Annotated in this window: 16 protein-coding genes; 8 read left to right on the plus strand and 8 right to left on the minus strand. The window is 54.6% G+C overall.

Going from position 1 to position 24,486, the window contains the following annotated elements; translation table 11 throughout:
• Positions 1 to 56: 56 nt before the first annotated feature.
• Both AYI96_RS05985 and AYI96_RS05990 read right to left on the minus strand, forming a co-directional pair.
• On the minus strand, positions 57 to 818 hold the full coding sequence (locus tag AYI96_RS05985) for a phosphatase (protein WP_071476258.1): 762 nt from the start codon (positions 816 to 818) through the stop codon (positions 57 to 59).
• A gap of 349 nt (positions 819 to 1,167) precedes the next feature.
• The gene (locus AYI96_RS05990) at positions 1,168 to 2,391 is read right to left on the minus strand and encodes a DEAD/DEAH box helicase (RefSeq protein ID WP_144361200.1); all 1,224 of its coding nucleotides are present in this window, start codon (positions 2,389 to 2,391) and stop codon (positions 1,168 to 1,170) included.
• Positions 2,392 to 2,618: 227 nt separating this feature from the next.
• Between AYI96_RS05990 and AYI96_RS05995 the strand changes: the two genes are divergently transcribed.
• Complete coding sequence (locus AYI96_RS05995) at positions 2,619 to 5,015, plus strand: Lon protease family protein (RefSeq protein WP_039033769.1); 2,397 nt, start codon at positions 2,619 to 2,621, stop codon at positions 5,013 to 5,015.
• 147 nt (positions 5,016 to 5,162) lie between these two features.
• Here AYI96_RS05995 and AYI96_RS06000 read toward each other — a convergent pair whose 3' ends face one another.
• Positions 5,163 to 10,109, minus strand: a complete 4,947-nt coding sequence (locus AYI96_RS06000) for a S8 family serine peptidase (RefSeq protein ID WP_144361201.1) — start codon at positions 10,107 to 10,109, stop codon at positions 5,163 to 5,165.
• A gap of 188 nt (positions 10,110 to 10,297) precedes the next feature.
• Between AYI96_RS06000 and AYI96_RS06005 the strand changes: the two genes are divergently transcribed.
• Positions 10,298 to 11,239, plus strand: a complete 942-nt coding sequence (locus AYI96_RS06005; protein ID WP_071476262.1) for a substrate-binding periplasmic protein — start codon at positions 10,298 to 10,300, stop codon at positions 11,237 to 11,239.
• Here the strand turns inward: AYI96_RS06005 and AYI96_RS06010 are convergent.
• Positions 11,157 to 12,200 carry an alkene reductase gene (locus AYI96_RS06010; protein ID WP_039033767.1) on the minus strand — a complete coding sequence of 348 codons (1,044 nt, stop codon included), beginning with the start codon at positions 12,198 to 12,200 and terminating at the stop codon, positions 11,157 to 11,159. The genes AYI96_RS06005 and AYI96_RS06010 overlap by 83 nt on opposite strands.
• 183 nt (positions 12,201 to 12,383) lie before the next feature.
• On the opposite strand from AYI96_RS06010, the gene AYI96_RS06015 reads away from it, so the two are divergent.
• Entirely contained in the window at positions 12,384 to 12,965 is a 582-nt protein-coding gene (locus AYI96_RS06015) for a TetR/AcrR family transcriptional regulator (protein ID WP_071476263.1), read from the plus strand.
• A gap of 46 nt (positions 12,966 to 13,011) precedes the next feature.
• On the opposite strand, the gene AYI96_RS06020 is transcribed toward AYI96_RS06015, so the two are convergent.
• Positions 13,012 to 14,586, minus strand: coding sequence for a methyl-accepting chemotaxis protein (locus AYI96_RS06020; protein WP_260852957.1), 1,575 nt, complete (start codon positions 14,584 to 14,586; stop codon positions 13,012 to 13,014).
• 262 nt (positions 14,587 to 14,848) lie between these two features.
• Here AYI96_RS06020 and AYI96_RS06025 point away from each other — a divergent pair, with 262 nt between their 5' ends.
• A complete protein-coding gene (locus tag AYI96_RS06025; protein ID WP_144361202.1) occupies positions 14,849 to 15,571 on the plus strand; it encodes a YebC/PmpR family DNA-binding transcriptional regulator in 723 nt (240 codons plus the stop codon).
• A gap of 75 nt (positions 15,572 to 15,646) precedes the next feature.
• Here the strand turns inward: AYI96_RS06025 and hpf are convergent, their stop codons facing one another.
• Complete coding sequence (hpf, locus tag AYI96_RS06030) at positions 15,647 to 16,003, minus strand: ribosome hibernation-promoting factor, HPF/YfiA family (protein ID WP_039033763.1); 357 nt, start codon at positions 16,001 to 16,003, stop codon at positions 15,647 to 15,649.
• 350 nt (positions 16,004 to 16,353) lie between these two features.
• On the opposite strand from hpf, the gene AYI96_RS06035 reads away from it, so the two are divergent.
• From AYI96_RS06035 to AYI96_RS06045, 3 genes are read left to right on the plus strand one after another with little or no spacing between them, the layout of a single operon-like run.
• Positions 16,354 to 16,656 (plus strand): hypothetical protein, encoded by a 303-nt coding sequence (locus AYI96_RS06035; RefSeq protein ID WP_071476266.1) that lies wholly within the window; start codon positions 16,354 to 16,356, stop codon positions 16,654 to 16,656.
• Position 16,657: 1 nt separating this feature from the next.
• Positions 16,658 to 18,265 (plus strand): PepSY-associated TM helix domain-containing protein, encoded by a 1,608-nt coding sequence (locus tag AYI96_RS06040; RefSeq protein WP_071476267.1) that lies wholly within the window; start codon positions 16,658 to 16,660, stop codon positions 18,263 to 18,265.
• The gene (locus tag AYI96_RS06045) at positions 18,262 to 18,585 is read left to right on the plus strand and encodes a DUF3325 domain-containing protein (RefSeq protein ID WP_071476268.1); all 324 of its coding nucleotides are present in this window, start codon (positions 18,262 to 18,264) and stop codon (positions 18,583 to 18,585) included. Before AYI96_RS06040 ends, AYI96_RS06045 begins: the two co-directional genes overlap by 4 nt.
• Positions 18,586 to 18,662: 77 nt before the next feature.
• Here AYI96_RS06045 and AYI96_RS06050 read toward each other — a convergent pair whose 3' ends face one another.
• Positions 18,663 to 20,225, minus strand: coding sequence for a S8 family serine peptidase (locus AYI96_RS06050; RefSeq protein ID WP_071476308.1), 1,563 nt, complete (start codon positions 20,223 to 20,225; stop codon positions 18,663 to 18,665).
• A gap of 343 nt (positions 20,226 to 20,568) precedes the next feature.
• On the opposite strand from AYI96_RS06050, the gene AYI96_RS06055 reads away from it, so the two are divergent.
• Complete coding sequence (locus tag AYI96_RS06055; RefSeq protein WP_071476269.1) at positions 20,569 to 21,012, plus strand: OsmC family protein; 444 nt, start codon at positions 20,569 to 20,571, stop codon at positions 21,010 to 21,012.
• A 104-nt stretch (positions 21,013 to 21,116) separates the two neighbouring features.
• Here the strand turns inward: AYI96_RS06055 and AYI96_RS06060 are convergent, their stop codons facing one another.
• Positions 21,117 to 24,383, minus strand: coding sequence for a S41 family peptidase (locus AYI96_RS06060; RefSeq protein ID WP_071476270.1), 3,267 nt, complete (start codon positions 24,381 to 24,383; stop codon positions 21,117 to 21,119).
• Positions 24,384 to 24,486: the final 103 nt, after the last annotated feature.

The following is a 24,486-nucleotide window of genomic DNA, read 5'->3' on the forward strand; positions in this document are numbered from 1 at the left end:
TGGCTAATCAGTTGATGGATTTTTGTGGTTCGTATACTTAAAGCAGGCGAACCAGGTTAGCCTGCAACCGCCTCACTCTCAAAGTAGTCGATTAACTCACCAAGCGTCTTGTGGCCTCGCTGCTGCAGGAAATTCAGCAGTGCCAATGGCTCGCGATTGAGCAGCCTGTCTCTTGGATAACCGGCGGCATCCACTATTTCAAGCGCCAGCGGGAACTCACCCAGACTGAAGGCCACATGGGAATCTGATCCCATCACCAATTGGGCGTCGAATCGTTTCGCCAGTTTGGCAATATTGAGGCAGCTGTCTTCACTGCCCTTGCGGGAGCAGGCAAAAGAGGAGTTATTGATCTCCAGCGCCACATTATGCTCGGCGGCGGCGCGGACAATCAGCTCCTGATCCAGTGGATATTTGGGGTTGCCTGGGTGGGTAATGATATCGACCTTGCCGCTGCGAATGCAGTTCAGCAGCGCCTGAGTGTGGCTGTCACTGTCGGCGGGAGGGAATACCGGCTCGTGAAACCCGGCCTGCACCAAGTCCAGCTCTTCCAGGAACTCACCAAAGAAGTCGATTTCCCCCTCCAGATTGGTAATATTGGCTTCAATCCCGCGCAATATCCCCACGCCGTCGACTATCCGCGGCAACACCCTGAGATTCACGAAATGCCAGAAATGCGGCGCATCGGCCATCGCCGGGCCATGATCTGTGGTGGCAAACAAACGGATCCCTTTGTGCTTGGCGACTGCCAGATAATCATGGATCGTGCTGTAGGCGTGAGTAGAGGCAACTGTGTGGGTATGGGTATCGACTACGAACATGGCTCCCCCAGGAGACTGTTTCTTGAAAACCGGGCCACTAGCTTAGCGCAACTAACCCACTTTGGCGAATGAACCCAATAGCGTTTCCTATCTATCGGCCACCCCAAAGATAAAGGGTATGCATCGACTCAAACGGCTTGAACAGCATAGGTTTCCACTCGGCAAAACTCTCAAGCACCTGCCGTGGGCTTTCGTCCTAACGGCTTCTCGGCACGCCGTGAAATCATCCCTGATGGCTCTACTCTGGCACCCATGCCAGCGAAGGCCTCGAATCCATCAGGAGCAGAATACTTATGTTGTTGGCATTTGCGGTTGATTAACCCAAGTAGGCTCAACTAAATCGGACTTGCTATCTTTTACCAAGCGCTCTCTTGCGGGCCCGCTGCTTTTGGGCAGCTTTACTCTGGTTTCTCGGCGCGTCAAAACTGCGGTTAAGATCCGGCTCAAACCCGGGCAGCCATTCTCTGGGGAGGCGCCTGTCGAGTATGGCTTCCAGCTCTTCGAGGAGGCGCTCGTCGTCACGACTGAATAGGGTGATGGCGAGCCCCTCCATGCCGGCGCGGCCGGTGCGGCCAATGCGGTGCAGATAATCTTCGCGCTTGAACGGCAGCTCCAGATTGATAACGCAAGGCAAGGCCGCTACATCCAGGCCTCTGGCGGCAACATCTGTGGCCACCAGCAAACGGCATTCACCCGCCTTGAACGCCTGATAGGTCTGCTCCCGCTGAGCCTGACTCAGATCTGAGTGCAGCGCACTGGCGGCCAAGCCCTCGGCACTGAGCCCACAGACCAGTTTGTCGGCGCCCTCCTTGGTGCGGCTGAACAGCAACACCTGACGCCAGTCGTGCCGACGACAAAGGGCGGCAACGGCGGCGGCCTTACGCTCGCTATCGAGCTCAATCAATCGCTCCTTGATACTGCCATCCTGCTCTGATGCTTGCAGCTCCAGCACTTTGGGAGACTGCAGCAAAGTCTTGGCCAGGTGCCAGATGTTGTCGTTGAAGGTGGCGGAAAACAGCAGAGTCTGGCGCTGTTTGGCCATCTTTTTCATCAGCGCCGAGATCTCATCTTCAAACCCCATGTCCAACATGCGGTCGGCCTCATCAAACACCAAGGTTTCAACCTTATCCAGCCTGAGACTGCGCTTTTTAAGGTGATCCAGCAGGCGCCCGGGCGTGGCGACCAAGAGATCAACGCCATCCTTGAAGTTCTTTAGCTGACCATCGAGTGGCACGCCGCCATAGGCAATGGCAATCTTCAGCTCGCAGCCCTTGGCATAGCTTTTAATGTTATCGAAAACCTGCTGCGCCAACTCCCGGGTAGGCACCAGCACCAGAGCCTTGGGCGCTGCGGGTTTTACTGCTCTCTCAGCCGTGGCGGGCAGTAAACGCGCCAGCAGCGGCAAGGCAAAGGCGGCGGTTTTCCCTGTGCCCGTCTGTGCCTGCACCAGGAGATCGCTGCCGGCGAGCACCAAAGGAATGGCCTCTGCCTGCACTTGGGTTGCCTTGCTAAAACCCAGTCCGGCCAGATTGGTCAGTAGCGGTTCGGGCAGAGAAAAAGCGGCAAATTCCATGGAGAGTCCTTCAAAAATAAAGCTTAGGGCAAACTGCCATTATACCCTGCTACCCGGTGCCGGATAGGTGTTATCCCTGGGTTCAGGCAGCAAACGTTGCTTACGGGTGAAAAATTAACCGCCCGAGAGACTTATTCGGCTTGACGTTTGCTTTAGGCTGCAGCGCATCTTATTGTCATAAAAAGCAGTTTTACTTTTCTCTGCCCTATTTGAACAAGGAAGCGCCCATGGCCGTCACCAGTTTAGATGCCAGTCAGGTATATCGTCCCGCCAATCTCGACAATCTGGGAGATGAGGTCAAATCTACCCGCGAACTGGAGCCGCTGGATGACATCATAGGCCAGGAGCGGGCCCAGAGTGCGGTGGAATTTGCCATGTCCATCAAGGAGAAGGGCTACAACATCTATGCCATAGGCCAAAATGGTCTGGGCAAACGCACCATGATGCTGCGTTATCTCAAGCGCCATGAATTTACCGACAAGACACTTAACGACTGGTGTTATGTGGCCAACTTCGACCAGACCCGGACCCCCAAGGTGCTCAAACTGCCCGCCGGCAAGGGCGTCACTTTCAAGAAAGAGATGGAAAAACTGGTTCTCCGGCTGGTCAAGGCGCTGCCGTTGGCGTTTGACAACGAGATGTATTACCGCCGCGCCGACAAGCTCAAGAGTCAGTTGGCGCAAAAACAGGAAGCGGCGCTGCTGGCTCTGAGCGAAGAAGCCAAGGGGATGAAAATAAGCCTCTCCATCAACACTCAGGGCGAGTATCAGTTGATGGCGCTGAACGGCGAAGAGCCGCATACCGAGGAAACCTATCTCGCCCTGCCAGAAGCCGAGCAACAGCTGTTTGAACAGAATATCAAACACTTGGAATCGCGCCTAAGGGGCATTATTCGCCAATTGACCGAATGGGAAGAGGAGTTCAGCACCAAGCAGCAGGAGCACGATGAACAGGTGGCCCGCGAAGTACTGAGCCATTTCTTCAAGCCGCTCAAGGATGAATACCGCAGTCTGCCGGAAATCCGCTCTTTTCTGACGGCGATGCAAAAAGATATGCTCGGCAACCTGGATATCTTCCTTGAGGAGAGTGAAGACCAACTGGCGCTGGCTTATGCCTCGCTGGAAAAGAAAATGCCCAGGCGCTATCAGGTTAATCTCTTGGTAGAACAGGAAGAGCAGAAATTCCCTGTGGTGGTAGAGGAAAACCCCACCTATCACGGCCTGTTTGGATATGTGGAAAACGCCACTTACCGCGGCACTGTCTTTACCGACTTTTCGCTGATCCGACCCGGCAGCCTGCACAAGGCCAATGGCGGGGTGCTGCTTATGGATGCGGTCAAGGTGCTGGAGCGGCCCTACGTTTGGGACGGACTCAAACGGGCACTGCGTTCCCGCAGTCTGGACCTCAGCTCGCTGGAGCGTGAAGTCTCCCTGTCCGGCACAGTTTCACTGGCACCTGAGCCTATCCCTCTGGATGTCAAAATCGTGCTCTTCGGTGACAACCAGACCTACCAGTTACTACAGCATTATGATCCCGACTTCAGTGAGCTGTTTCGGGTAACCGCCGACTTTGAAGATGTGATGCCAAGAAGTCCGAAGGCCGAATGCTTCTATGCCAGATTTATCTCTTCGATAGTGCACGACAACCAGATGCTGCACTGCGATCGCAGCGCCATTGCGCGGATAATAGAATTCAGCTCGCGCCAGGCCGATGACCAAACCCAGCTGTCACTGCATTCGGCCAATATCGCCAATCTGCTGCGGGAGACCCACTACTGCGCCAAGGCGGCCAACGCCCGCAGTATTCGCCTCACCCATGTAGAGCAGGCACTGGCGCAGCAGGAGCAAAGGGTATCGCGCCTCAGGGACCAACTGATGCAAAGCTTTCACAAGGGCACCACCCTGATTGATGTGCACGGCAAGGTCTGTGGTCAGGTCAACGCCCTGTCGGTTATCGCCACCACAGATCATCAGTTTGGCCTGCCCAATCGCATCAGCGCGACCACAGCCTTTGGCAAGGGCGAAGTGTTGGACATAGAACATAAGGTGCGCCTCGGCGGCCGTATTCACTCCAAGGGGGTGTGGATCCTCTCGGCCTATATCAAGACTCTGTTGGGACGCGAGGCCGATATTCCGCTGACCACCTCCCTGACCTTTGAACAATCTTATTCCGGGGTCGATGGCGACAGTGCCTCCATGGCCGAATGCTGCGCCATTATCTCTGCAATCGCCCAAGTTCCCCTGCGCCAGGATATCGCCATCACAGGCTCAATGAACCAGTTCGGTGAAGCCCAACCCATAGGCGGAGTCAATGAAAAGATTGAAGGCTTTTTCGATGTCTGTGCCATCAAGGGGCGCAGACATACCCAAGGGGTGATCATTCCCGCGGCCAACGCCCACAACCTGATGCTGAAAAAGCCTGTGGTGGACGCCATCAGCAAGGGCAAGTTCCATATCTGGACGGTCGAGCATGTGACCGAGGCGATGGCATTGCTGTGTGATATGGAAACCGGCAAGGCCGACAAGCGCGGTCACTACCCGAATGGCAGTTTACTGGGGCTGGCCTCGGCCAGGCTGTCAGCCCTGAAAACTAAAAACCAAGACAAGAATCAAAACAAGGCTTAAACCTATTCTGGGCAAAGCGCACTCTTTTCCGGTATGGAGTCAAAACGTCGGTGACCAGGCCGTGAAACTCAATAAAAATCCCCGCCATTGTTAATGGCGGGGATTTTTCATCTGGCTATTTTTCCAGGCGAACCACCTGAACTGGGCTTAACGCCGACGTCGCAGCAATCCCAGCGACAAGAGCAGTAAACTCCAGCCGAGTGAACCACCCGAGTCTGACTCATCCACCGGCGGCTCTGGTGGGCTCACAGGGTCAACCCCGTCGGACTCCACCTTCAGCATAAAGCTGGTGCTGGCGGCATCGCCGCTGTTGAGGCTATCACGCACAGTTACTGTGACCAGGGTTTCACCGTGGAAATCGGCCTCTGGGATCAGGTTGAAACTGTCACCGTTAATCTCTGCGCTGATGTGTTCACCACTGACCTCCAACAGATTAGGCACTTTATCGGCATCAATATAAGTCACGGCAATACCGTCTATACGGCCATTTTCAGCAACGCTCATGTCACTGAGTGGCGCCAGTTGGATATTGCCTTTAACCGCAATTTGATGGCTCAGGGTTTCCGGTTCGCCGCCTTCAAGATCGTAATCCAGTGTCATGGCAAGCGCCTTACCGGTAGCACCGGGTTGAATCGCCGCCTTGAAGCTCAGCTCGACCCTGCTTTGCTCAGGCCCTGAGTAATCAAAACAGATCACCAGGTCTTCCTCGAGCAAGGTATCCAGATTATCGAAGCCCAGCATCTCATAAAGATAGCCATTCTTCGGCCCCGCATCACTGGACCAGGTACTGTCAAAGCCTTCGACAAACACAGCACCGTCGGCCACATCGGCCCCCAGATTCTGGTAGGCATAGATGATCTCATACATACCTGGATGATCGTCGATACCACTACGCAGTATGGTCTGGAAGTCAAACTCCTGACCTGTCTGGCGGTCGGTAACATTATCAAACTCGAGGAACAACAAATCTCCCAGATCCGGACGTTCTTCCTTATACTGAGACGCTATGGTCAGGCCCCATGGTTCTTCCCAATGACGGCGGTACTTCATCTCAAAACTGCCACGCCAGAAGGGTGCCAGCGCCTCGTAGAGGAAACCCGGGCCACGGTGCGCACCCATATACCAGTAGGCAGTGTTAAACTGCAACGCGCCCACTGTGTGCATCCGCATATAACCGGCATTGGCCTGATTGTACACCTTAAACTCGGCGCCCTCTTTGTAGAACAACCAGTCAATAGGCACATCGACACTGGTTTGAGAATCACCGACCAACCAGTCGGCATTGGGCTGCATACCAAACTCACCAAAGAGATCTATGTAGCCACCGGTGGAGTACTCATCAATCATAGGTGTACGACACATGGCATCGTTAAGGTTGGTACTGACTTTGTATTGCCGCTCAAGGAGCCGAGTGCTGGGCTGCAAGCCTGTCAGCGTCAAACCGTTTTCATCGGCAACAATCGCTTCGGCAACCGCAGGATTATTACTCTTGATGGTCGCCGGCGCCAAACGCATGCCTTCGGGTAACTTGAGCTGCAGTTCATAGTTGCGATCGCGGGATTCCAGGTTGGCCGCCAGTTTAACGGTAACATCCACAACATCTTCACTCAGCGCCTTGTCCTGGCTGACTGTCCAACTGACGGCATCCTCGCTGCGGCGGATATTGAGGGCACTAAAACCGAAAGAACCTTCAGCGCCCGGCCCGGCACCGAGATCCATACCGCCATAGAAAACATCCCCTTGCTTGGCATCGGGAATATTCCAGTTAAGAGTCAACTGGTAGTCACCGTTGCCATCGTGCGATGCCGGGCCATCCAAGCTCAACATACCACGATCGTCATCGGCCATGATCACCGCATGGCCGGTCACAGCTTCCACTTCCCCCTTGCCATAAGCCATGGCGGTGGCAAACCAATAAGTACCGGGAGCAGGATTTTCCAGGCTACAAAGGTTGTTTTCGGCTTGGCTGGAAGAGAAACACATCAGCTCGGCATCGTATTCAGCCTTGAGCGCCCTGTCATCCTGTTCCATCTCCTCCTGCGAAGGGATAAAGCCGTTGTTGCCGTTGGCATCACGACCCAGGATCACAAAAGGGAACACCCCTGAATAGCGTGGGTTCATATCCTCAAGCGTGCTGGTGCGCTTGGCGCTCTGCACTTCCACCACCAAACGCTTGGCGCCTTCAGGAACCGTGACTGTTTGAATATCCCAGCCCTTTTCTATGTAGTCCAGGTCAAGGAATGGCGCCACGGCTTCCAGGGTGGCACTTTTAAGTTCAGGCTGCACTGGGCCGTAGAAACGTGGCGTCAGCTGGGCATAGGCCGAGGTATTCATCTTCAGAGTCTCACTGCCCTGAGAGCGGCTGATCTCCAAATCCATGGATACCGGCATCTGATCTGCCTTACTGGCCACCACCACTGGCATGTGCAGCTCAGGGGAAGCACCCGACGCTTCAGTGAGCCTGAGCTCACCATTGAAGAAGGTGTTTTTGTTTTGTACCTGTTGCCAAGGCGTTCCCGGTTCGCTCGGATTGACGTTGGACTCAATCAGCGGCGGCACTTTGGCCTTGATCACCAGGGTCTGACTCTCACCCTTGGCAAGAGTAAAGTTCGTGGGAGAAACGCTGAGCTCAAAGCCCTGCTCCTGACCCAAAGCCTCGGCACTCCAGCTGCCGTCGCGGGTAGCAGTAACAGTACGCATCCAGCTGCAGCTTTGCTCACAGGCCATTTCCACCATGGAAGGCAGGTTGAGCCAATTGACTATCCCACCGTTTTCCGGATTGGCATTACGGTAATTTTCTATGGTCTCATCCATCACCAGGCCGGTATCGGCTGCACGGGCCACATTAATGGCACCGGCGCCGGCCATAAAGTGATAGAAAGGCTCCAGCAACTCATAACCTGTGTTGAGATACACAGGCCCGGCAGTCATCATCAGCGCCGACTGCACTTCAGCCGGGGTCCACTCTGGATGCAGCTGCATCAGCAACGTCATGGCACCCGTCACATGGGGGGCTGCCATTGAGGTGCCGCTCATAAAGGTCCAGTCAGAAGCATCCGGCGCTCCGGTAAAGGGTTGATCATCTGCGTTGGCAGCGTAAATCTGTACCCCGGGAGCAGTAAGATCCGGCACCAAGGTGTTGTTGGTGCGGCTCGGGCCCATTGAGCTGAAAGGCGCCAGGTTATTGGCCAGGGCATCATCAAACAGATACTCGTTGCTGAAGTCCGAGATAGTCGCGACAGCCGTGCCAGGCTCACTGTATTTAACCCAGTTTTTCAGCTTATATCTGTTACTCTGCTTCACCTGGATCCCAGGGATCACAAAGCTGTCGGCCACCAGATTGTCGACCTGATAGTCCACGTTTTGCAGAATAAAACCACCGGCGCCGCCGGCCGCTACATTCTTGGCCTTGTCCACTCTGGGAATGTCACCGCGCTCACAGATGACAATCTGGTCATCGCGGAAGGTTCCGGCAGGGAAAGGGGCGTTGCAGGAAGCGGCGTTGAAATCATCACTGGGATCAGGGTCGGCATAGTTTTCAGCCAGCACCACCTCACCGGTAATGCTGCCGGAGAAACTCTTGCCTGCAATAGGCTCGGACGGGCGATAACGTTCGTTGCCGCCGAAGTTGTCTATATGCTTGCTACCGGCTTCCAGCACCCTGTCGTGGGTGGTGGCGCCAACAGTTGTCACCCAGGGAGAGCTGTGATCCGCGCTCCAATAGGCGCCGGCATTACCGGCCGCTACGGCCACAGAAATCCCCGCTTCACGGGCTGCCAGAAAAGCCAACTCCATAGGGTCGGCCCAGGGTAAAGATTCAGCGCCACCGATTGAGAAGTTTATCGCATCGACCCCGTCGGCAATCGCATCTTCAAAAGCCGCCAGAATCGCCGACTCGGGACAACCTGCATAGGGATCACCACCATTGCCGGGCCAGCACACCTGATAAGAGATGATATGTGCCCGCGGCGCTACACCGCTGGTAGACGGGAAGTTAAAGGGCACATTAACCCCATCACTGGTAGCGTCACCTGTTGCAGCCTGCAAAGGTGTATTATCCAGATGGTTACCTGCTACTGTGCTGGCGGTGTGGGAGCCATGGCCGTTATAGTCCTCACCATTGGCCGGGCGCACCATGACAGGTGTGCCCCAGGGGTTGGCCTGAAATTCCGGCGCACCGTAAACATCTGTGATCTCGGGATAGGAATGTACCCCCACCAGTTTGTTGTTACACAGCTCAGGGCTGTCGACACAATCACCGGTAAACTTGTTGCTACCGAGCGGATTCAAACGCACATAGTCCTGATCCTCGGCAAAGGCCGGGTGATCTGTGTTAACCCCGGTATCTATGATCCCGACCAACATGCCCTCGCCCTTGGCAGCCAGGCCTGTACTCGGGTCCTGGCCGAGCCAGATCCGGTCGGCACCGATAAACTCAGGCCCTCTGTCGGTACGCAGTTGGAAAATGCGGTTAGGGGTTATCCGCTTGACGCCGCTCTGGCGGGCAAGAATTTTGGCATCTTCCTGAGTCATCTCCACCACCATAGCATTGCTGGCGACGGTGAAGCGCTGTTTCAACTGCAGATTGGCGCCGGCCTGACGGGCGCGGTTTACGAAACTGTCCTGGCGCTGTTCCAGGAAGCGGCTGTAAGCCCTGGCATCAGTCGTATTGACACTGACCCGACCTTTGGCGATCAGCGAACGATTTTTTGGTGCCTTGGTGGCCGCCAGCCCTGAAATACTACCGTCATAAGTTGCCAGAGGCTCTTCATTAAGCTGCACTATATAACTTTGAACGCCACTGACAGATGGATCCGGTTGAAATATCTGTTCCGGTGTCCGTTGACGCAACACCTGATTGAGCACTCCCGGCTGACCGACATAAATATCACCTTCAAGACTCGCCTTGCGGGCCTTGTCTGCCGCCAACACCTGTTCTTTGGTAAAACTTGGCTGATAGAAATTGCCTTTGCCCACAGGTTGCATCTGCACCTGGGCGCTGGCGCTCATCATGCCGCCGAAATAGAGCGCGGTCAGACTGGCCAACGCCGTCTGACGGAACCGCGTTCCAAGTTGATTATTTGTTATAGTCATAGGTCCTCTTTAAGACTCTTGCTTTCAGTTGCGCAGTTAATCTGCACTACAGATATAACAAACAAAAACAAACAATTTCGTAGCATTTAGTAACCTTGCAATTACATACAAATGTATGGGATGCTGACGACACCTGCAGTTCTATTTCAGCATTGTTGGGTTCCAAGCCTCTGATATGAAGGTTAAATATGAAACTGACTTGGGTATTTTTTCTGCTATTTCTGCAGCAGCCATGGCTGGCTTTCGCTAACTGTAATCCTTCATCCCCTTCAACTTCTGAACCGGCAGTACCGCTGCATCTGACACTGACCAATGATCCCTGGCCTCCTTTTATTGAGACCGATGGCAAAACCGGTTTGGCACTGGAAATAGTTCAGAGCGCGCTGGCGGTTCATTGTTATCGCTTACAGGTGGAGTTAAAACCCTGGGCACGGGCACTGAGGTCGGTTAAAGAGGCCAAAACCGATCTGCTGCTGGCGACCTGGCATACGCCGGAGCGAGAGCAAGTGCTGTTGTTTTCTGAGCCCTATCTGCAAAATCGCCAGCGTTTCATCAAGCGCCGTGGCGATCCCTTTGAATACACAGATCTCGACAGCCTCAAGGAGAAAAGAATCGGCGTGGTACGCGGATACAGCTATCAAACCGGTTTTCGCGCCGCTAGCGATTTTATTCGCGTGCCCAACAACAGTCTGGAGTCCAATCTGAAGATGTTGGCAGTGGGGCGTCTGGATTTGACTCTGGAGGATGAGATTGTCGCCACAGATACATTCTGGCGTCTGCACCAGGAAGATAGCTTCGACTTTACCGGTCCGCCACTGGATATTCGCAACCTGCACCTGAGCACCAGTCGCCTTCATCCCCATGGCGCAGAGTTAATAGCCGAGTTCAATCAAGGGCTGGAGACAATCAAAAAAAACGGCGAGTATGCCAAAATACTCGCCAAATATGGGGCAATTCTACAAGGACGCCGGGCGCCGCCAATACTGCATCTCGATGGCGCCATGGCTAAGCGGGTTAAGGATAAGACTCCGAACGGGATGTTCTGCTTCAGTCAAGAGTGGCCAGCATCTCATCCGAGTAATCCTGCAGGCGCTCACCGCTGCGAACCTTGGCGATATAGTCAGGGTTAGCAATAAAGGGGCGGCCTATGGCGACCAGGTCAAAACGCCCGGCAGCAATCGCCTCAGCGGCCGTTTCCGGGCTGTAGCCACCCACACCCACCAGATTTCCCTGGTAGTGACGGCGCATGTAGTCCGATACCCGGCCATCGAGGAAGTCAAAGCGCATGTTGTCGTCAAACATGCCCTCGTGCAGATAGGCCAATCGGCGTGAGCCAAGCTCAGCGAGCAGATAATCGAACACCTGACGGTCACGGGGATCGGCACTCATATTAAAGTATGCCCCGGGTGACAAACGCAGCGCCGTGCGATCTGCACCTATGGCGGCTATGGTGGCATCCACAACTTCCAGGGCAAAGCGGCTCATGTTTTCAGGCGTTTGACCGTACTCATCTTCACGTCGGTTGCTGTCGTAATGCAGGAACTGATCGATGAGATAACCGTTGGCGCCGTGGATCTCCACACCATCGAAACCGGCCTCAATGGCGTTTTCTGCCGCCTTGGCATAATCACGCACCAGTTCAGCAATCTCGGCCTTGCTGGCCGCCTTTGGGGTTTGATAGCTCAGCTCGCGCATTCTCGGCACTGTACCTTCAACGCCCACGGCAGATGGTGCCAACACATGCTCACCATTAAAAAAGTGCGGATGCGCGACCCTGCCTGTGTGCCACAGCTGGGCAAAAATCTTACCGCCCTTTTCATGCACGGCATCTGTCACCCTGCGCCAACCGGCAATCTGAGCCTGGGTAAAGAGCCCAGGAGTATTGGGATAGCCCTGCCCATCCGGGCGAATGATGGTGGCTTCACTGATGATCAGCCCAGCCTCGGCGCGGCGGGCGTAGTAAGCCAACATGGCATCGGTCGGCACCAAATCGGCATCGGCCATACAACGGGTAAGCGGCGCCATCATAAAGCGGTTATTGAGCGTGATGCTGTCATTGAGACGATACTGTTCAAACAAGTTCTGGTACATGGTTCCTGCCCTTGGCGAGTTAACGGCTCAGTCACTGGCATTCGCCTTATTCAGAGCCTGAGGAGCTGAGCCCCTATTTGAATGTTTGTTCAAGATAAAGATTGTTGAATGATCATTCAAGCCTTTTTTGAACAAATGTTCAAATTGCAGTAAACTCGGCGCATCACAGTGGGAAATCATCTTATGAGAAACGCCGAATTCGATCGCGAGAAAGTGCTGCGCAGCGCCATGAATGCCTTCATGGCCAAGGGTTACAGCAAGACGAGTATGCAGGATCTGACCCGGGCAACCGGCTTGCATCCGGGGTCTATCTATTGTGCCTTCGACAATAAGCACGGGCTGTTTCTGGCGGCGATTGACCAGTACCATGCCGATCGCGAGCAGCAGCTACAGGGCTTTTTCCCGGCCGAGGGTTCACGGCTCGAATGCCTGCGGCGTTATCTGGACAACATAGTCAGCGAGTGCCTCAGCTGTGACACCAGCCAGGCCTGCCTTTTGGTCAAGGCCTTGAGCGAAGTGGGTGAGCAAGATCTGGCTGTGCAACAAAGAGTGAACCAACATCTACAGCAATGGCAAACGGCGTTGCAGCAGATACTGCAGCAGGCCCAGGCGCAAGGTGAACTGGCCGCCGATAAAGATCCGGCGCAACTGACCCGGTTTCTGATGATGGGTATTTATGGCCTGCGCACTTATGCCCATACTCGCCCGAGCGCCGATGAACTCAGTGCCCTGGCCACAGAGCTGTTTGAACACCTGAGTCTCTGAGCCGACCGCAAGCCTTGAGCGCCCAAGGCGCAGTCGCACTGCAGCATCACTGGGCCTTGAAGCCTATCCGAAAGCCACCCCAGTGTTTGCCCTTAACATAGATGGGCACAGAGAGATCGTGCATCACCTCGCCTGTATCACGTTTGTAGGTCTGCAGCAGCACCGGCTCTGTGTGCTGGCCGCAGCGGATCCCTGTTGGGTCGTTGAACAATCTCTTGGTGCGGTTTTGCAGCATATCCCGCTCCCTATCGCCGGTCAGCGGCTGGCAGAAACGCTGATTGTGAGTCGGAAAGTAGCCCTTCTTATCAACCGCACCGGCGTAAATCACCTCCCGGTGACGCTCCAGTATCGGTTCCTGCAAGGCCGGAAAGTGCTTGTCGGTAAAACCGTCAAAGGCGGTGTTGTATTTGGGTGGCTCTGTTGCCGCTATCGGCCGATATTGCGGCGAAAACAGCTGCTGCTCAGTAAATTTGCCTTCCGCCAATCCTTGCTCCAGCGCCTGGCCGCAAGCCTTGGCGGCCTGCTGCGCTTGTTTGAGAATAAGCTGATCGAAACTACCGGTATCCCAATGGGAAAGCGCCCGGAACATTCCCTCTGTGGTCTGCGACAGCCCAAAGGCCTGACGGGAGATCTGCTCGCTGCGACGACCTGTATCTGTCAGCGACTCGCTGATATGGGTAATAGCATTGGAAATATCCGCCGTCGTGCCGCGATATTCACGTAAAGCCGCCTCAATCTGCTCCAACGCCTGCGCCGAGTCCTCGACACCCGAAGCGATACTGTCAAACCTCTGCTCCAGTGAATTCATGGCATCCACGGCGCCGGCCGTTTGGCTAACCACCTGATTCATTAGCTGTGAGGTGCCATCGGTCAGCTCTCTAATCTGGGTCAACATGGCGGCAATATTCTGGGTAGCCTCTGCGGTCTTGGCCGCCAGACTGCGCACCTCATCGGCCACCACGGCAAAGCCCCTGCCCGCCTCTCCGGCTCTGGCGGCTTCAATGGCGGCATTGAGCGCCAACAGATTGGTCTGGGCAGCAACACTGTCAATCACTTCGGTGATTTTGCCTATGGCATCGGCCTGCGCCTTGAGTTGCCCCACCCCGGAGGCGGCCTTGTCGACATCCTGACTCAAAGCTTCAACCGCACGAAAACCACTGACAGCATACTGACGCCCTTCCATGCTGACACTGCGGGATGCCTGTGCCTGATTGAGCACCACTTCGGCGTGTTCACTCAAGACCACGGTAGTATGACTCAGCTGATTGGCAGCCACGGCAATTTGCCCGGCTTGCTGGCCGCTGGAATCCAGAGTGAGCTTGAGCTGGTCAACAAAGTGGGACACTTCGGCAGCGCCGATAGCAATACGACTGGCATCCCGGCCCAGTTGCTGCGCCGCCTTGTCATCACCTGCGCTCTCGCTGGATACCTGCTTGGCATTTTGAACCACAGGGCGGGAAGCCCAGCGCAGCGCCAATACAGGGCCAATAAGCGCAAGACACCATCCAAGCAGTGAAAGTAATAGATTGTCGGCACTTAAAGCCAACTGGACACAACCCAGTGCCAGCGCCCCGAGCAGCAAACCCGCCAGCATAGGCCAAATACGGTTTTCCTCAAACATGCAGCCTCCCTTCCTATCCTTAGTGTTGGTTTGCACCAAATAAGGGATCCTTGAGTTTTCAGCATAACCCAAAGCATGGCGCTCTGCCGAATTGGACATAAGTCTATAGTGAGGCAATGAGCTTCTACGGCGGGAGACGGTAAGCATGATCAGGCGTAGCTTCACACTGCCGGCAGCCCGACGGGCGGACAGGTGCATTTAGTGTGGGAAAGCTGCTAGAATCTGCCACTCTTTTTCAACGCATTGATGAGACATTGCAAAGATGGGCAGAGCATATCAAAACCGCAAGGAATCCATGGCCAAAACGGCCGCACAGAAGACCAAGGTCTACTCCCGTTACGGGAAAGAGATCTACGTGTGTGCCAAGGGTGGCGGTGTCGATCCCGACGGTAACCTGGCACTGCGGCGCCTGATTGAGCGCGCCAAGAAAGATCAGGTACCGGCACACGTTATTGACCGGGCTATCGACAAGGCCAAAGGTGGTGGCGGTGAAGACTATGATACTGCCCGCTATGAAGGTTTCGGCCCGGGTAACTGTATGGTGATTGTCGACTGTCTGACCGACAACGGCAAGCGCACCTTCACCGAGGTTCGTCAGGCCTTTGTGAAGAATGATGCCAAGCTGGGTGGCCCAGGCACCGTGGCCCACATGTTCGATCACCAGGCGGTATTTGTCTTCCCCGGTGAAGATGATGAAATGGTGCTCGAGGCCCTGATGATGGCCGATGTCGATGTTGCCGATGTCGAGTTGGAAGATGGCATGATCAGTGTCTACGCCCCCAACACAGAATTCTACAAAGCCAAGACGGCATTGCAGGAAGCCTTCCCCGAGATCAACTTTGAGATGGAAGAGATCACTTTCGTGCCACAGAGCATGGTGGAAGTGTCCGGTGAAGATGTCGCCCAGTTCGACAAGTTTATTGCCGCACTGGAAGACTGTGATGACGTGCAAAATGTCTATCACAACGCCGAGATCATCGAATAATCTCAAAGATTTAGAATATGAAAAAGGGACCAGATGGTCCCTTTTTCATTTCTGCATCAAAGTTAAGTCCTTGAATTAACGCAGTTCCATTTCCTGGATGATCTCGTGGGCAATTTCCGGGGTCGTCACCTCGGGCTTTTCATGAAGATCGGCTTTGAGCTGTCCCTTTCTGTGCTTGAGCGCCGCTTCCAGTTTTTTGCCTGCCTCGGCGATAGCCGGATACATGACTTCGTTCTTGCCGGAGGCCGCGACCGCCACCCCCTCGTAATTGGTTCGAATATCAACCTGATGTACGCCATGCTCTTTGGCAATAATGATGTCCAAGCCGATCAGGCTGGGAAAATGCTTGGCGATTTTGGAAAACTTCTCTTCGATATGGCTACGTACTGCTGCTGTAACTTCAACATGATGACCTGAAAGCTGAATTTTCATAGGTTTTCCTTTTTTCTGCTGATTCACTTATAGAGCTTGGGGCTTTCAGCGTAAAACACAAGGGGCAATGTTCAAATAAAGCTCGATAAGTGCCTTATTCTGCTCTTGTATGGTCAAAATTAATCCAGAGTTCATCATACTCCCTGTTTAGTGCTGTTTTTATCGCCTGTAATTAGCTCGATTTAATTCAGTTCAATATTTTCAGCCCCTTCATTATCAAACCCTGGCCAACTTGATACAGGCATCATTTACAAGTAAAACACGAATGCTAATGTTTATCATTAAGCATTATTAAGATAGAATCAGCGCATCTCTTTCCCTTGATGACCAATGCACTATCCGCAGCAATCATGAAATCTTTATCTCTATTACAGTTTCCCAGGCGCCATCCCCAAGCCCTGACCATTATCAGCCGGGCGCTGGCATCTATTATTGGCGGTTATCTTATTGCGTCTTTGGCCTGTGCCCTGTTGGCTGTGAGTCTGCCGATGAGCCGTATCGACAGTACAGTGTGCGCCATGATGCTGTCTTTTTTGATCTACGCCCTGGTGGTTATCAGGGTATTTTGCATCAAACGCAGTTTGCGGGCCTGGCAGGAACTCCTGCTGCTGGCGGCCGCCTTGTTTGGCGTGCTGAAACTGCTGGGGGCTTGAGATGAAAGACAGTTTTTTTCGAACTATGACCTGGCTACACACCTGGGTAGGCCTGCTGGTTTGTTGGGTACTGTTATTGGTGTTTTTTGCCGGCACCCTGAGCTACTATCGCCATGAAATCAGCCTGTGGAATCAGCCTGAGCTACACAAAGAGGTGTTCCAATCCTACGATACCACCCGCCTTACTGAGCAACTGAGTCAGGGCGAGGATTATCTCAGGCAAAATGCGGTCAACGCCCAGCGCTGGCTGATTGAATTCCCCACTGAGCGTCATCCCATGTTGAGTTATGGCTGGCAACAGCCGCCGGAGCCGGGACAGCGCCGCGGCGCCTTCAGTGAACATGCAGTCAAGGCCGATAACAGCGGCTATGTGACTGAAGTGCGGGAGAGCCGCGGCGGCAACTTTTTTTATCGCCTGCATTTCGATCTGCATTATATCTCGGCCATCACGGCGCGCTGGATTGTCGGTTTCTGCACCATGTTTATGCTGCTGGCGATCATCTCAGGAATAGTGATCCATAAACGCATCTTCAAGGACTTCTTCAGCTTTCGCCCCGGCAAGGGCAGCCGTTCCTGGCTCGATGCCCATAATGTCAGTTCGGTACTGGCACTGCCATTCCATCTGATGATCACTTATACCGGGCTTATCACCCTGATGATCATCTATATGCCTTGGGGCATATTGGTCAACTATGACAGTGACCGCCGGGAATTTATCAATGAAGCCCGCCCCGGCAGCAGCTTCACCCGCATAGCTGCCGCCAATGAAGCCGCGCCTCAATTGCCACTGGCAAGCTTCCTGCCCAAGGTGCAGCAAACCTTTGCCGAACTGCCGCTCAAGTCGGTGTCAGTGATCAACCCGGATGATGCCAACAGCCGGGTAGTGGTCACTTTCAACACAGGCGAGCAGGTTACAGAGCGGGAGCTGTTTATGGTGTTCAGCGGTACTGATGGCGAGCTTCTCTACAGCGCGGACAACGACATCAGCGCCGCCAAGGCAACCCACGACGCCATGATGTCCTTGCACACCGCCCGTTTCTCCGGCCCCGTACTGAGGGGGCTCTTCTTCCTTCTGGGGCTGAGCGGCTGCGTGATGATAGCCAGCGGTACCTTGATGTGGGCGGTTAAGATTCGCCAGAAACAACAAAAAGCCATCAGTCAGGGCGCCAAGCCCAGCCTGGGTCTGCGCCTGGTGGAAACGCTGAACCTGATGTTTATCCTCGGCCTACCCCTGGGTACAGTGGCCTTTTTCTATGCCAATCGCCTGCTGCCGGCCTCTTTGCCTGGCCGCAGTCAATGGGAGGTTCACAGTTTCTTTATTCTGCTGGTGATCAGTGGCCTGCTGGCTATCTGGCGCCGAGACAGAGCCATGTGGCGCGCTCAACTGGCGGCGCTGACAGCCGCACTGGCGTTCTTGCCGCTGCTGAACGCCCTGACCTCGCCAGCCAACCTGCTGAGCAACCTCGCGGCCGGTCAATGGCAATTGGCAGGATTTGATCTGCTGGCGCTGGCCTTCGCTGCCCTTGGCTTATTTGCCTTCAAGCGTTTGGGGAGACAGCCAATGAAACAAACGGCCAAGGCCCAAAAACTTAAGGCGGTGCGCGGATGATGATTGCACTTATTGCGTTGACTTATCTCGCCTTTGGCCTGCTGGCCATGTCCATGTTCGGTCATTTCCGTGAGGCCATGGGGCGCGCGCCAAAAACATTGGAAAGCCAGCTATTGTATGTCAGTGGTTGGCTGACGCTACTGATGAGCCTGATACTGTGTGTCACAAAATATGATTGGGGTTACGGTAGCATACTGTTTTTCGGTCTGATGACGCTGGCTGCCCTACCTGTGGTTTTACAGCTCAGCTATGCCAGCCGTAGCCTACCAAAAACGTTAATATTGGCACCTGTCATCCTGATAGCGGTTTGGTTTATCTAGCCAACTCTGCCTCAAACCATGAAAAAGCGCTGCAACTGCAGCGCTTTTTAGTGTGTATCTCAAAAGAGATCCAGCAATCAGCGAGGATTTTTCGGGTTTTTACAGCCTTTGCCCTTACATCCACCTGTGTCACCGCCACCGCCGGTGCCACTGCCGGAGCAACCATTGGCGGTCAGATAATCCACAGCATCCTTGGCCTGTACCAGACCATAACCTGTCTCATCATCACGGCCGGAAGCGCCAAGATCTTCGGCGGTGGCACGCAATGCCGCACGAATGTCACTGTTGCTGCACTGAGGGAAATGACTCCACACCAAGGCCGCAACCCCGGCCACATGAGGTGTCGCCATCGAAGTGCCGTCGAAGTATGCATAGTTACCCGCACCGATATCAACGCTGGCATTGCTGCCCACGGCCGCCAACATGGCCGCACCATCGGTATCACTCACACCCACAGACGGAATGGCGGTAACCACCTCACCCAGAGTCCCGTTTAAGGCCCCCGGCTCATTGTTGTAGATAATGGCCGCAACACCACCGCCGTTTTCACAGGCGAGCACCTTGTCGGAGAAGGCGATATTACCGCGCTGAATTAAACACACCTTGCCGGCGGCATCACACTGGCTCTCACCTGTGCCGCAGTCAGCCAGAGTACCGGCGGCGCTACCTGTAGGTGAGCCTTCCATTCCTATGGCTTCGTAACCATTGCCGGCAACAGCGGCAGCAGCTACCAATGCAGTGCCCATAGGCACAGAGGAAAGTACGCCGACCCCCGGGCCGGAGAGCTCAACCTGACTGGTACGCTGTGAGAAATCCGCATGCTGCTTGTTGGCATCCACTGCGGCAACCGATACCACAGAGTTATAAGATGCCGGATAAGAGTGACGGGTATTACCGTCGTTACCGGCTGCAGCAATACTCAGAATGCCGCGACTGTCGGCGGCAGCAAAGGCGCTGTCCTCGGTGCGGCTCTTCATGCTGCCACCCAGACTCATGTTGATTACCTTGGCGCCGGCCTGTTCACACTTGTCCAGTGCGGCAACCAGGCTGGATGAATAGCCCCAACCATCGGCATTGAATACCTTGATAATGTGCAAGTTAAGATTGCCGTTGGGGTTTACGCCTACCACACCAACCCCATTGTTGAGCGCGGCAATAGTCCCGGCCACATGGGTACCATGATGGTTTTCATCTGTGTACCAGTTGCCGGTACCCGGATCATTGGTGCCATCAACATTGTTGCCCGATAGGTCTTCATGAGCCAACTGGTAACCCGAATCTATGATACAGACCTTCATATTGCCGGTCTGGGCGTCACTGAGTTGGTCGGCCTGCACCATGGGAATACCATAAGGCACTATCTGTGAAAGCGGGAAACGCTTCACATCCGCTTCGACATATTCCACGTTGGGATTGTTGGCCAGGCCCTTGAGAGCCTGAGCCGGAATAGAAAAAGCGGCGGCGTTGTGGGCCGACAGATCCAGCTCCATTTTGGCACCCATGGCCTTCATCTGCGCCATAGTGCTGGGGCCTTTCCCCTCCTTAAACTTGACTATGTAGCGCTCGTTATCTGCAGCCTGTGCACCGACGCACAGCGCCAAAGTCACCGCTGCTGCGAGGGGCTTGTAAAATGCCTGCATAATGTTCTCCTGCAATTTGTTTTTGGTCTGCATTTCGATCTATCTCGAAATATTATTTTTATTAACAATTGAAACAAGGTGTTTACACACGCTATTGTTATAGCGCTGCCAGACTTGAGATGCAAGACTAAAGTAGGTGGAATGACCAAAGAATTAAGACCAAAGAACTAATGGCAGACATTCATGTAATTAACTTTAAAAACAACACTTTAATAAATATTTTCTGTTGATTTTGCCGAAAAATATCGAGCATAAATGGATCCTGCCCCCCAGTGGCAGACAAGGGTTTGGCAAATAGGCTATAGTGGCCGCTACTTTGCAAACCGTCTCAAGGAGCATCCAATTGAGTTTTCATCTGACCGTATCCTGGCAAACCAGCCCGGCGCCCGAGGGAGAGTTCAATCGCGATCATCAAATAGACTTTGGTACTGGCCAACAACTGCTGGCGTCAGCAGCCCCCGAATACAAAGGCAATGAAACCAAAGTCAACCCGGAAGAGAGTCTGCTGGCGGCACTGTCGTCCTGCCATATGCTGACTTTCCTGACTATAGCTCACTTGAAGCGCTTACCGGTCGAGAGCTACCGGGATAACGCCACCGCAGAAATCGGCAAGAAGGAATCAGGTAAAATCGCCGTGACCCGCATGACTCTTAATCCTGAAGTGACCTTTGCCGAAGGCACCGAGATAGATAGGGAAACATTGGCAAAGATCCACGAAAAGGCACATGCCAACTGCTTTATCGCCAACTCTCTGGCGGCAGATACCGAAGTGGAAATTAATTTCTGAGCAATAAAAACGGGTGCTACCGGCCTGGGAACCAAGTGGCCGATAACACCCTAACACCTGCACGGGGGATGCAAATGCATCCCCCGTTTTTTATACCTCGACGTTTACTTAATATCGTCCGCTTTCCCCTTGGGAGGCATGGGGCGAGCATTCAATGCCGGTATCGGCTCCCGCAACAATTCATCCTTGAGATAACTGATAGCCCGCTCAAGCTGGGCGTCTTTGCCGTTGAAGGTTGCCAGTGGCAAGTTGTCTACCTCGATATCCGGGCTGACACCTCGGCCTTCAAGCACCCAGCGACCATCGATGGCATACTGAGGATACTCGGCAACCCGCGCCATGCCCCGGTCGGTGAGGCTGTTGCGACCCGAGAGCCAAACCCCGGCGCCCGCCGTCTGTTTACCCACCAAGGGCGCCAATCCCAGTGCCTTTATGCCGGCGGAGAAGGTTTCACCATCGGAGTAGGTCAACTGATCTGTCAGCACCACCAGGTGGCCGCGGAACGTCTGCTGCATGTTGACATAAGGCGCACCTGTTGTGGGTTGCCAGAAGGCCCAGGCCTTACGCAGCAGCTTTTCGATAATCCAGCTGTCGATATTACCGCCACGATTGCGGCGCACATCGATAACCAGGCCATCCTTGTCATAGTTGGCGTAAAACTCGCGGGCAAAGCTCTCAATATCATCACGGCCCATGGCATACAGATGCAGATAACCTATCTTGCCGTCGCTGGCCTTGGCCACCTTATCGGCATTGGCATTGACCCAATCGAGATACCTGAGTTTGGCATTGTCACGGTTGCTGATGGCCTGCACTATTACCTTGTGCTGCTTGCTGCCGCGCTTGAGGCCCAAAAGCACCTGTTTATCGGCCTGATTACGCAGCATGGAGGTGAGCTGCGCCAGGGTAGCCAGCTTACGGCCATTGATATGGGTGATGATGTCGCCATCGCGGACATCGACTCCGGGGCGCGCCAGCGGTGAGGCCTGCATCGGCAACTCAGGGTCGGTGCGATAGATATGGCTTACCTTGACACCATCTTTCACCTGACTCAGACGTGCACCCAGCTCGGCGGCCTTGGGCATATCGGGATCCTTGGCAAAGTCACCACCGCGCACTTGAGAGTGCAGCGCATCCAGTTCCCCCATCATCTGAGTGAAGATGTCATTCAGCTCATGCCTGTCGGTGAGCCGGTCCAGCAATGGCTGATATTTGGCCTTGGCGGCTTGCCAATCGACACCGCGCATCTTCTTGTCGAAAAAGGAGTCTCTGTGCATCAGCCAGGCATCTTCAAAGATCTGCTGCCACTCCTGACGCGGTTGAATGGCGAGTTGCCACTGGGATGTTTGCACCACGGCATTGCTGAGATCGCCCGGCAGTTTGTCACCCACTGGCACTATTACCATCTCTTTGGGATTGCTCTGCTTACGCAGCAATACCTTGCTCTGATCGGCCGAGAGCTGATAATCGCGCACATCATCGGCGAAGGTTTCCAGCTTGGGGCTCAAAGGGTCAAACCTTACCAGCTTGAGCGCCGACTGTTCGCCTGTGATATCGCTATCGAGCAGATAGAGCCCCGAGTCCAGCACCTGCAAATTCTGGTAGTTACCCGCCTCGATGGGGACTTGCCACAGCCGCGACTTCAGGCCTTGCCAATCCACTTGCAGCTTATCGTCAGCGGCCTTTTCATCACCGGCAATAGCGCCTTGCAGCTCGTTGGGACGTTGGAATGGGAAACGGGCATCCTGACTCAATGCCAGGGCAAATATTTGGCTACGCTTGTCAAATACGGGGCCCATGTTGCGATCGCCCCAAGGCGAAGATGGAGTGGCCTGGAACTCACGGTTTGACAGGAAATAGAGCCACTGGCCATCCGGGCTGAAGCTGGGCGAGAAAGACTCGTACTTGTCGCTGGTCAGCATCTCGCCCTTGGCGGATTCCAGCGAGTAGAGCATCACCTGGCTGCGCTGGGCACCGACTTCCGAGCGAGTCAAAGCCAGGAAGCGGCTATCCGGCGACCAACGGATATCGACATAGGGGCCGAGACCTTCGTTGTTGGTCACTATCTTCTTGTTACTGCCGTCTTTGAGATCCAGCAGCCACAAATTACCGGCATAATCATCATGAGCCAAATAACGCCCATTGGGCGACAGCTCCAGGCTCATTCTCAATGTGTTGCCATCTTGGGTCAGCTGCTTGGCGCCAGCGCTGCCATCGGCGGGATAACGCCAGATCTCCTGCTCACCGGAAGCATCCGAGATGGCATAGACCCAACGGCCGTCATGACTCATCAGTGCATTGCGCATTCTATGCTTGCCGTCCGAGTCCAGCTCTACCAGGCGGGAACCATCTGTAGTCGCCAGCGCCACATGGCTGCGGGCAGTGATGACCACCTTGTCTCCTGCCGGGGCCAGCCTGGCACTGGTGGCAAAATCGAGCGGATCGTTAACCCAATGTTCACGCCGCTCGGGGAAGTCTGAGGCCAGACGCAGATCCAGCTTCTGCTCCTGCCCGGAAGCCAGGTCCCACAGGTGAATATCGGCACCCAGCTGGAACACTATGCGGCCGCCGTCCAGATAGGGGCTGCGCACTTCGAAATCACGATATTGAGTCAACTGTTTAAGATCTGAGCCATCGCTGGCCATAGACCAGATATTGGCGTTGCCATCGGCATCCGAGACGAAATAGACCCGCCCCTGCCACAGCATGGGATGACGCAGCGAGCCCTGATGCTCTTTGCCCAGCCGCACAGCCTCTTTGTCCTGCCCCAGTTGATAACGCCACAGTTCACCCATGGCGCCGCCGCGGTACACCTTGGCATTATCCCCTGTGGTTTGCAGCCCAAAGCGGCTGAAGTAGACATACTCGCCTTGTGGGTCAACCACGCCTTCTATGGCATCGGCCAACGGCAGATCGCGGGTTGTCAGGGTATCCGGGTTTACCGAGCGCAGCACCCAGTAGTTCGCCGGCCCCTGGGCATTGTCTGTGGCATAGAGAATTTCGCCATTTGCGGTCCAGCCCTGTAGCCGAACCTGGCTGTTTTCGAAACTGACGCGCTTTGCAAGCCCGCCACTCATGGGGATCACATAGACTTCCTGGGCACCATCATAGTTGGCGGTAAACGCCAGCGATTTTCCATCGGCAGAGATCTTGGCATTCAGCTCTTCGGCCGGCAGGCTGGTCAAACGGGCAGCTTTCTCCTGCCCGAGTGTCTGAGTCCAGATATCCCCTTCGGCAGTAAACACCAGGGTATTGTCATGAATCGCGGGCGAACGGTAATAGCCCTGACCCGCTTCTGCGGCATAGGCGGCTGCACTGCCCAAAGTTCCCAATGCCAGCATACAGCAGGCCACGGAGTGACGAAGTTTCATCAATGCCTCTATTCTCTGTTATTAATCAGTTAGCGCGGTTTTACGAGCCCAACAAGTTAGCAGAGAAAGCGGCGGGATTCAGCTGTTGCCGACGACAGAAGTT

The sequence above is a fragment of the Shewanella sp. MSW genome (assembly GCF_007636515.1).
Lineage (GTDB): Bacteria > Pseudomonadota > Gammaproteobacteria > Enterobacterales > Shewanellaceae > Shewanella > Shewanella indica.

Excerpts from the sequence above, each read along its gene's own strand:
- AYI96_RS06025 (WP_144361202.1), top strand. The coding sequence starts at position 14,849 with ATGGGCAGAGCATATCAAAACCGCAAGGAATCCATGGCCAAAACGGCC.
- AYI96_RS06040 (WP_071476267.1), top strand. The coding sequence starts at position 16,658 with ATGAAAGACAGTTTTTTTCGAACTATGACCTGGCTACACACCTGGGTA.
- hpf (WP_039033763.1), bottom strand. The coding sequence starts at position 16,003 with ATGAAAATTCAGCTTTCAGGTCATCATGTTGAAGTTACAGCAGCAGTA.
- AYI96_RS06050 (WP_071476308.1), bottom strand. The coding sequence starts at position 20,225 with ATGCAGGCATTTTACAAGCCCCTCGCAGCAGCGGTGACTTTGGCGCTG.
- AYI96_RS06060 (WP_071476270.1), bottom strand. The coding sequence starts at position 24,383 with ATGAAACTTCGTCACTCCGTGGCCTGCTGTATGCTGGCATTGGGAACT.
- AYI96_RS05985 (WP_071476258.1), bottom strand. The coding sequence starts at position 818 with ATGTTCGTAGTCGATACCCATACCCACACAGTTGCCTCTACTCACGCC.
- AYI96_RS06010 (WP_039033767.1), bottom strand. The coding sequence starts at position 12,200 with ATGTACCAGAACTTGTTTGAACAGTATCGTCTCAATGACAGCATCACG.
- AYI96_RS06020 (WP_260852957.1), bottom strand. The coding sequence starts at position 14,586 with ATGTTTGAGGAAAACCGTATTTGGCCTATGCTGGCGGGTTTGCTGCTC.
- AYI96_RS05990 (WP_144361200.1), bottom strand. The coding sequence starts at position 2,391 with ATGGAATTTGCCGCTTTTTCTCTGCCCGAACCGCTACTGACCAATCTG.
- AYI96_RS06045 (WP_071476268.1), top strand. The coding sequence starts at position 18,262 with ATGATGATTGCACTTATTGCGTTGACTTATCTCGCCTTTGGCCTGCTG.
- AYI96_RS06035 (WP_071476266.1), top strand. The coding sequence starts at position 16,354 with ATGAAATCTTTATCTCTATTACAGTTTCCCAGGCGCCATCCCCAAGCC.
- AYI96_RS06015 (WP_071476263.1), top strand. The coding sequence starts at position 12,384 with ATGAGAAACGCCGAATTCGATCGCGAGAAAGTGCTGCGCAGCGCCATG.
- AYI96_RS05995 (WP_039033769.1), top strand. The coding sequence starts at position 2,619 with ATGGCCGTCACCAGTTTAGATGCCAGTCAGGTATATCGTCCCGCCAAT.
- AYI96_RS06005 (WP_071476262.1), top strand. The coding sequence starts at position 10,298 with ATGAAACTGACTTGGGTATTTTTTCTGCTATTTCTGCAGCAGCCATGG.
- AYI96_RS06000 (WP_144361201.1), bottom strand. The coding sequence starts at position 10,109 with ATGACTATAACAAATAATCAACTTGGAACGCGGTTCCGTCAGACGGCG.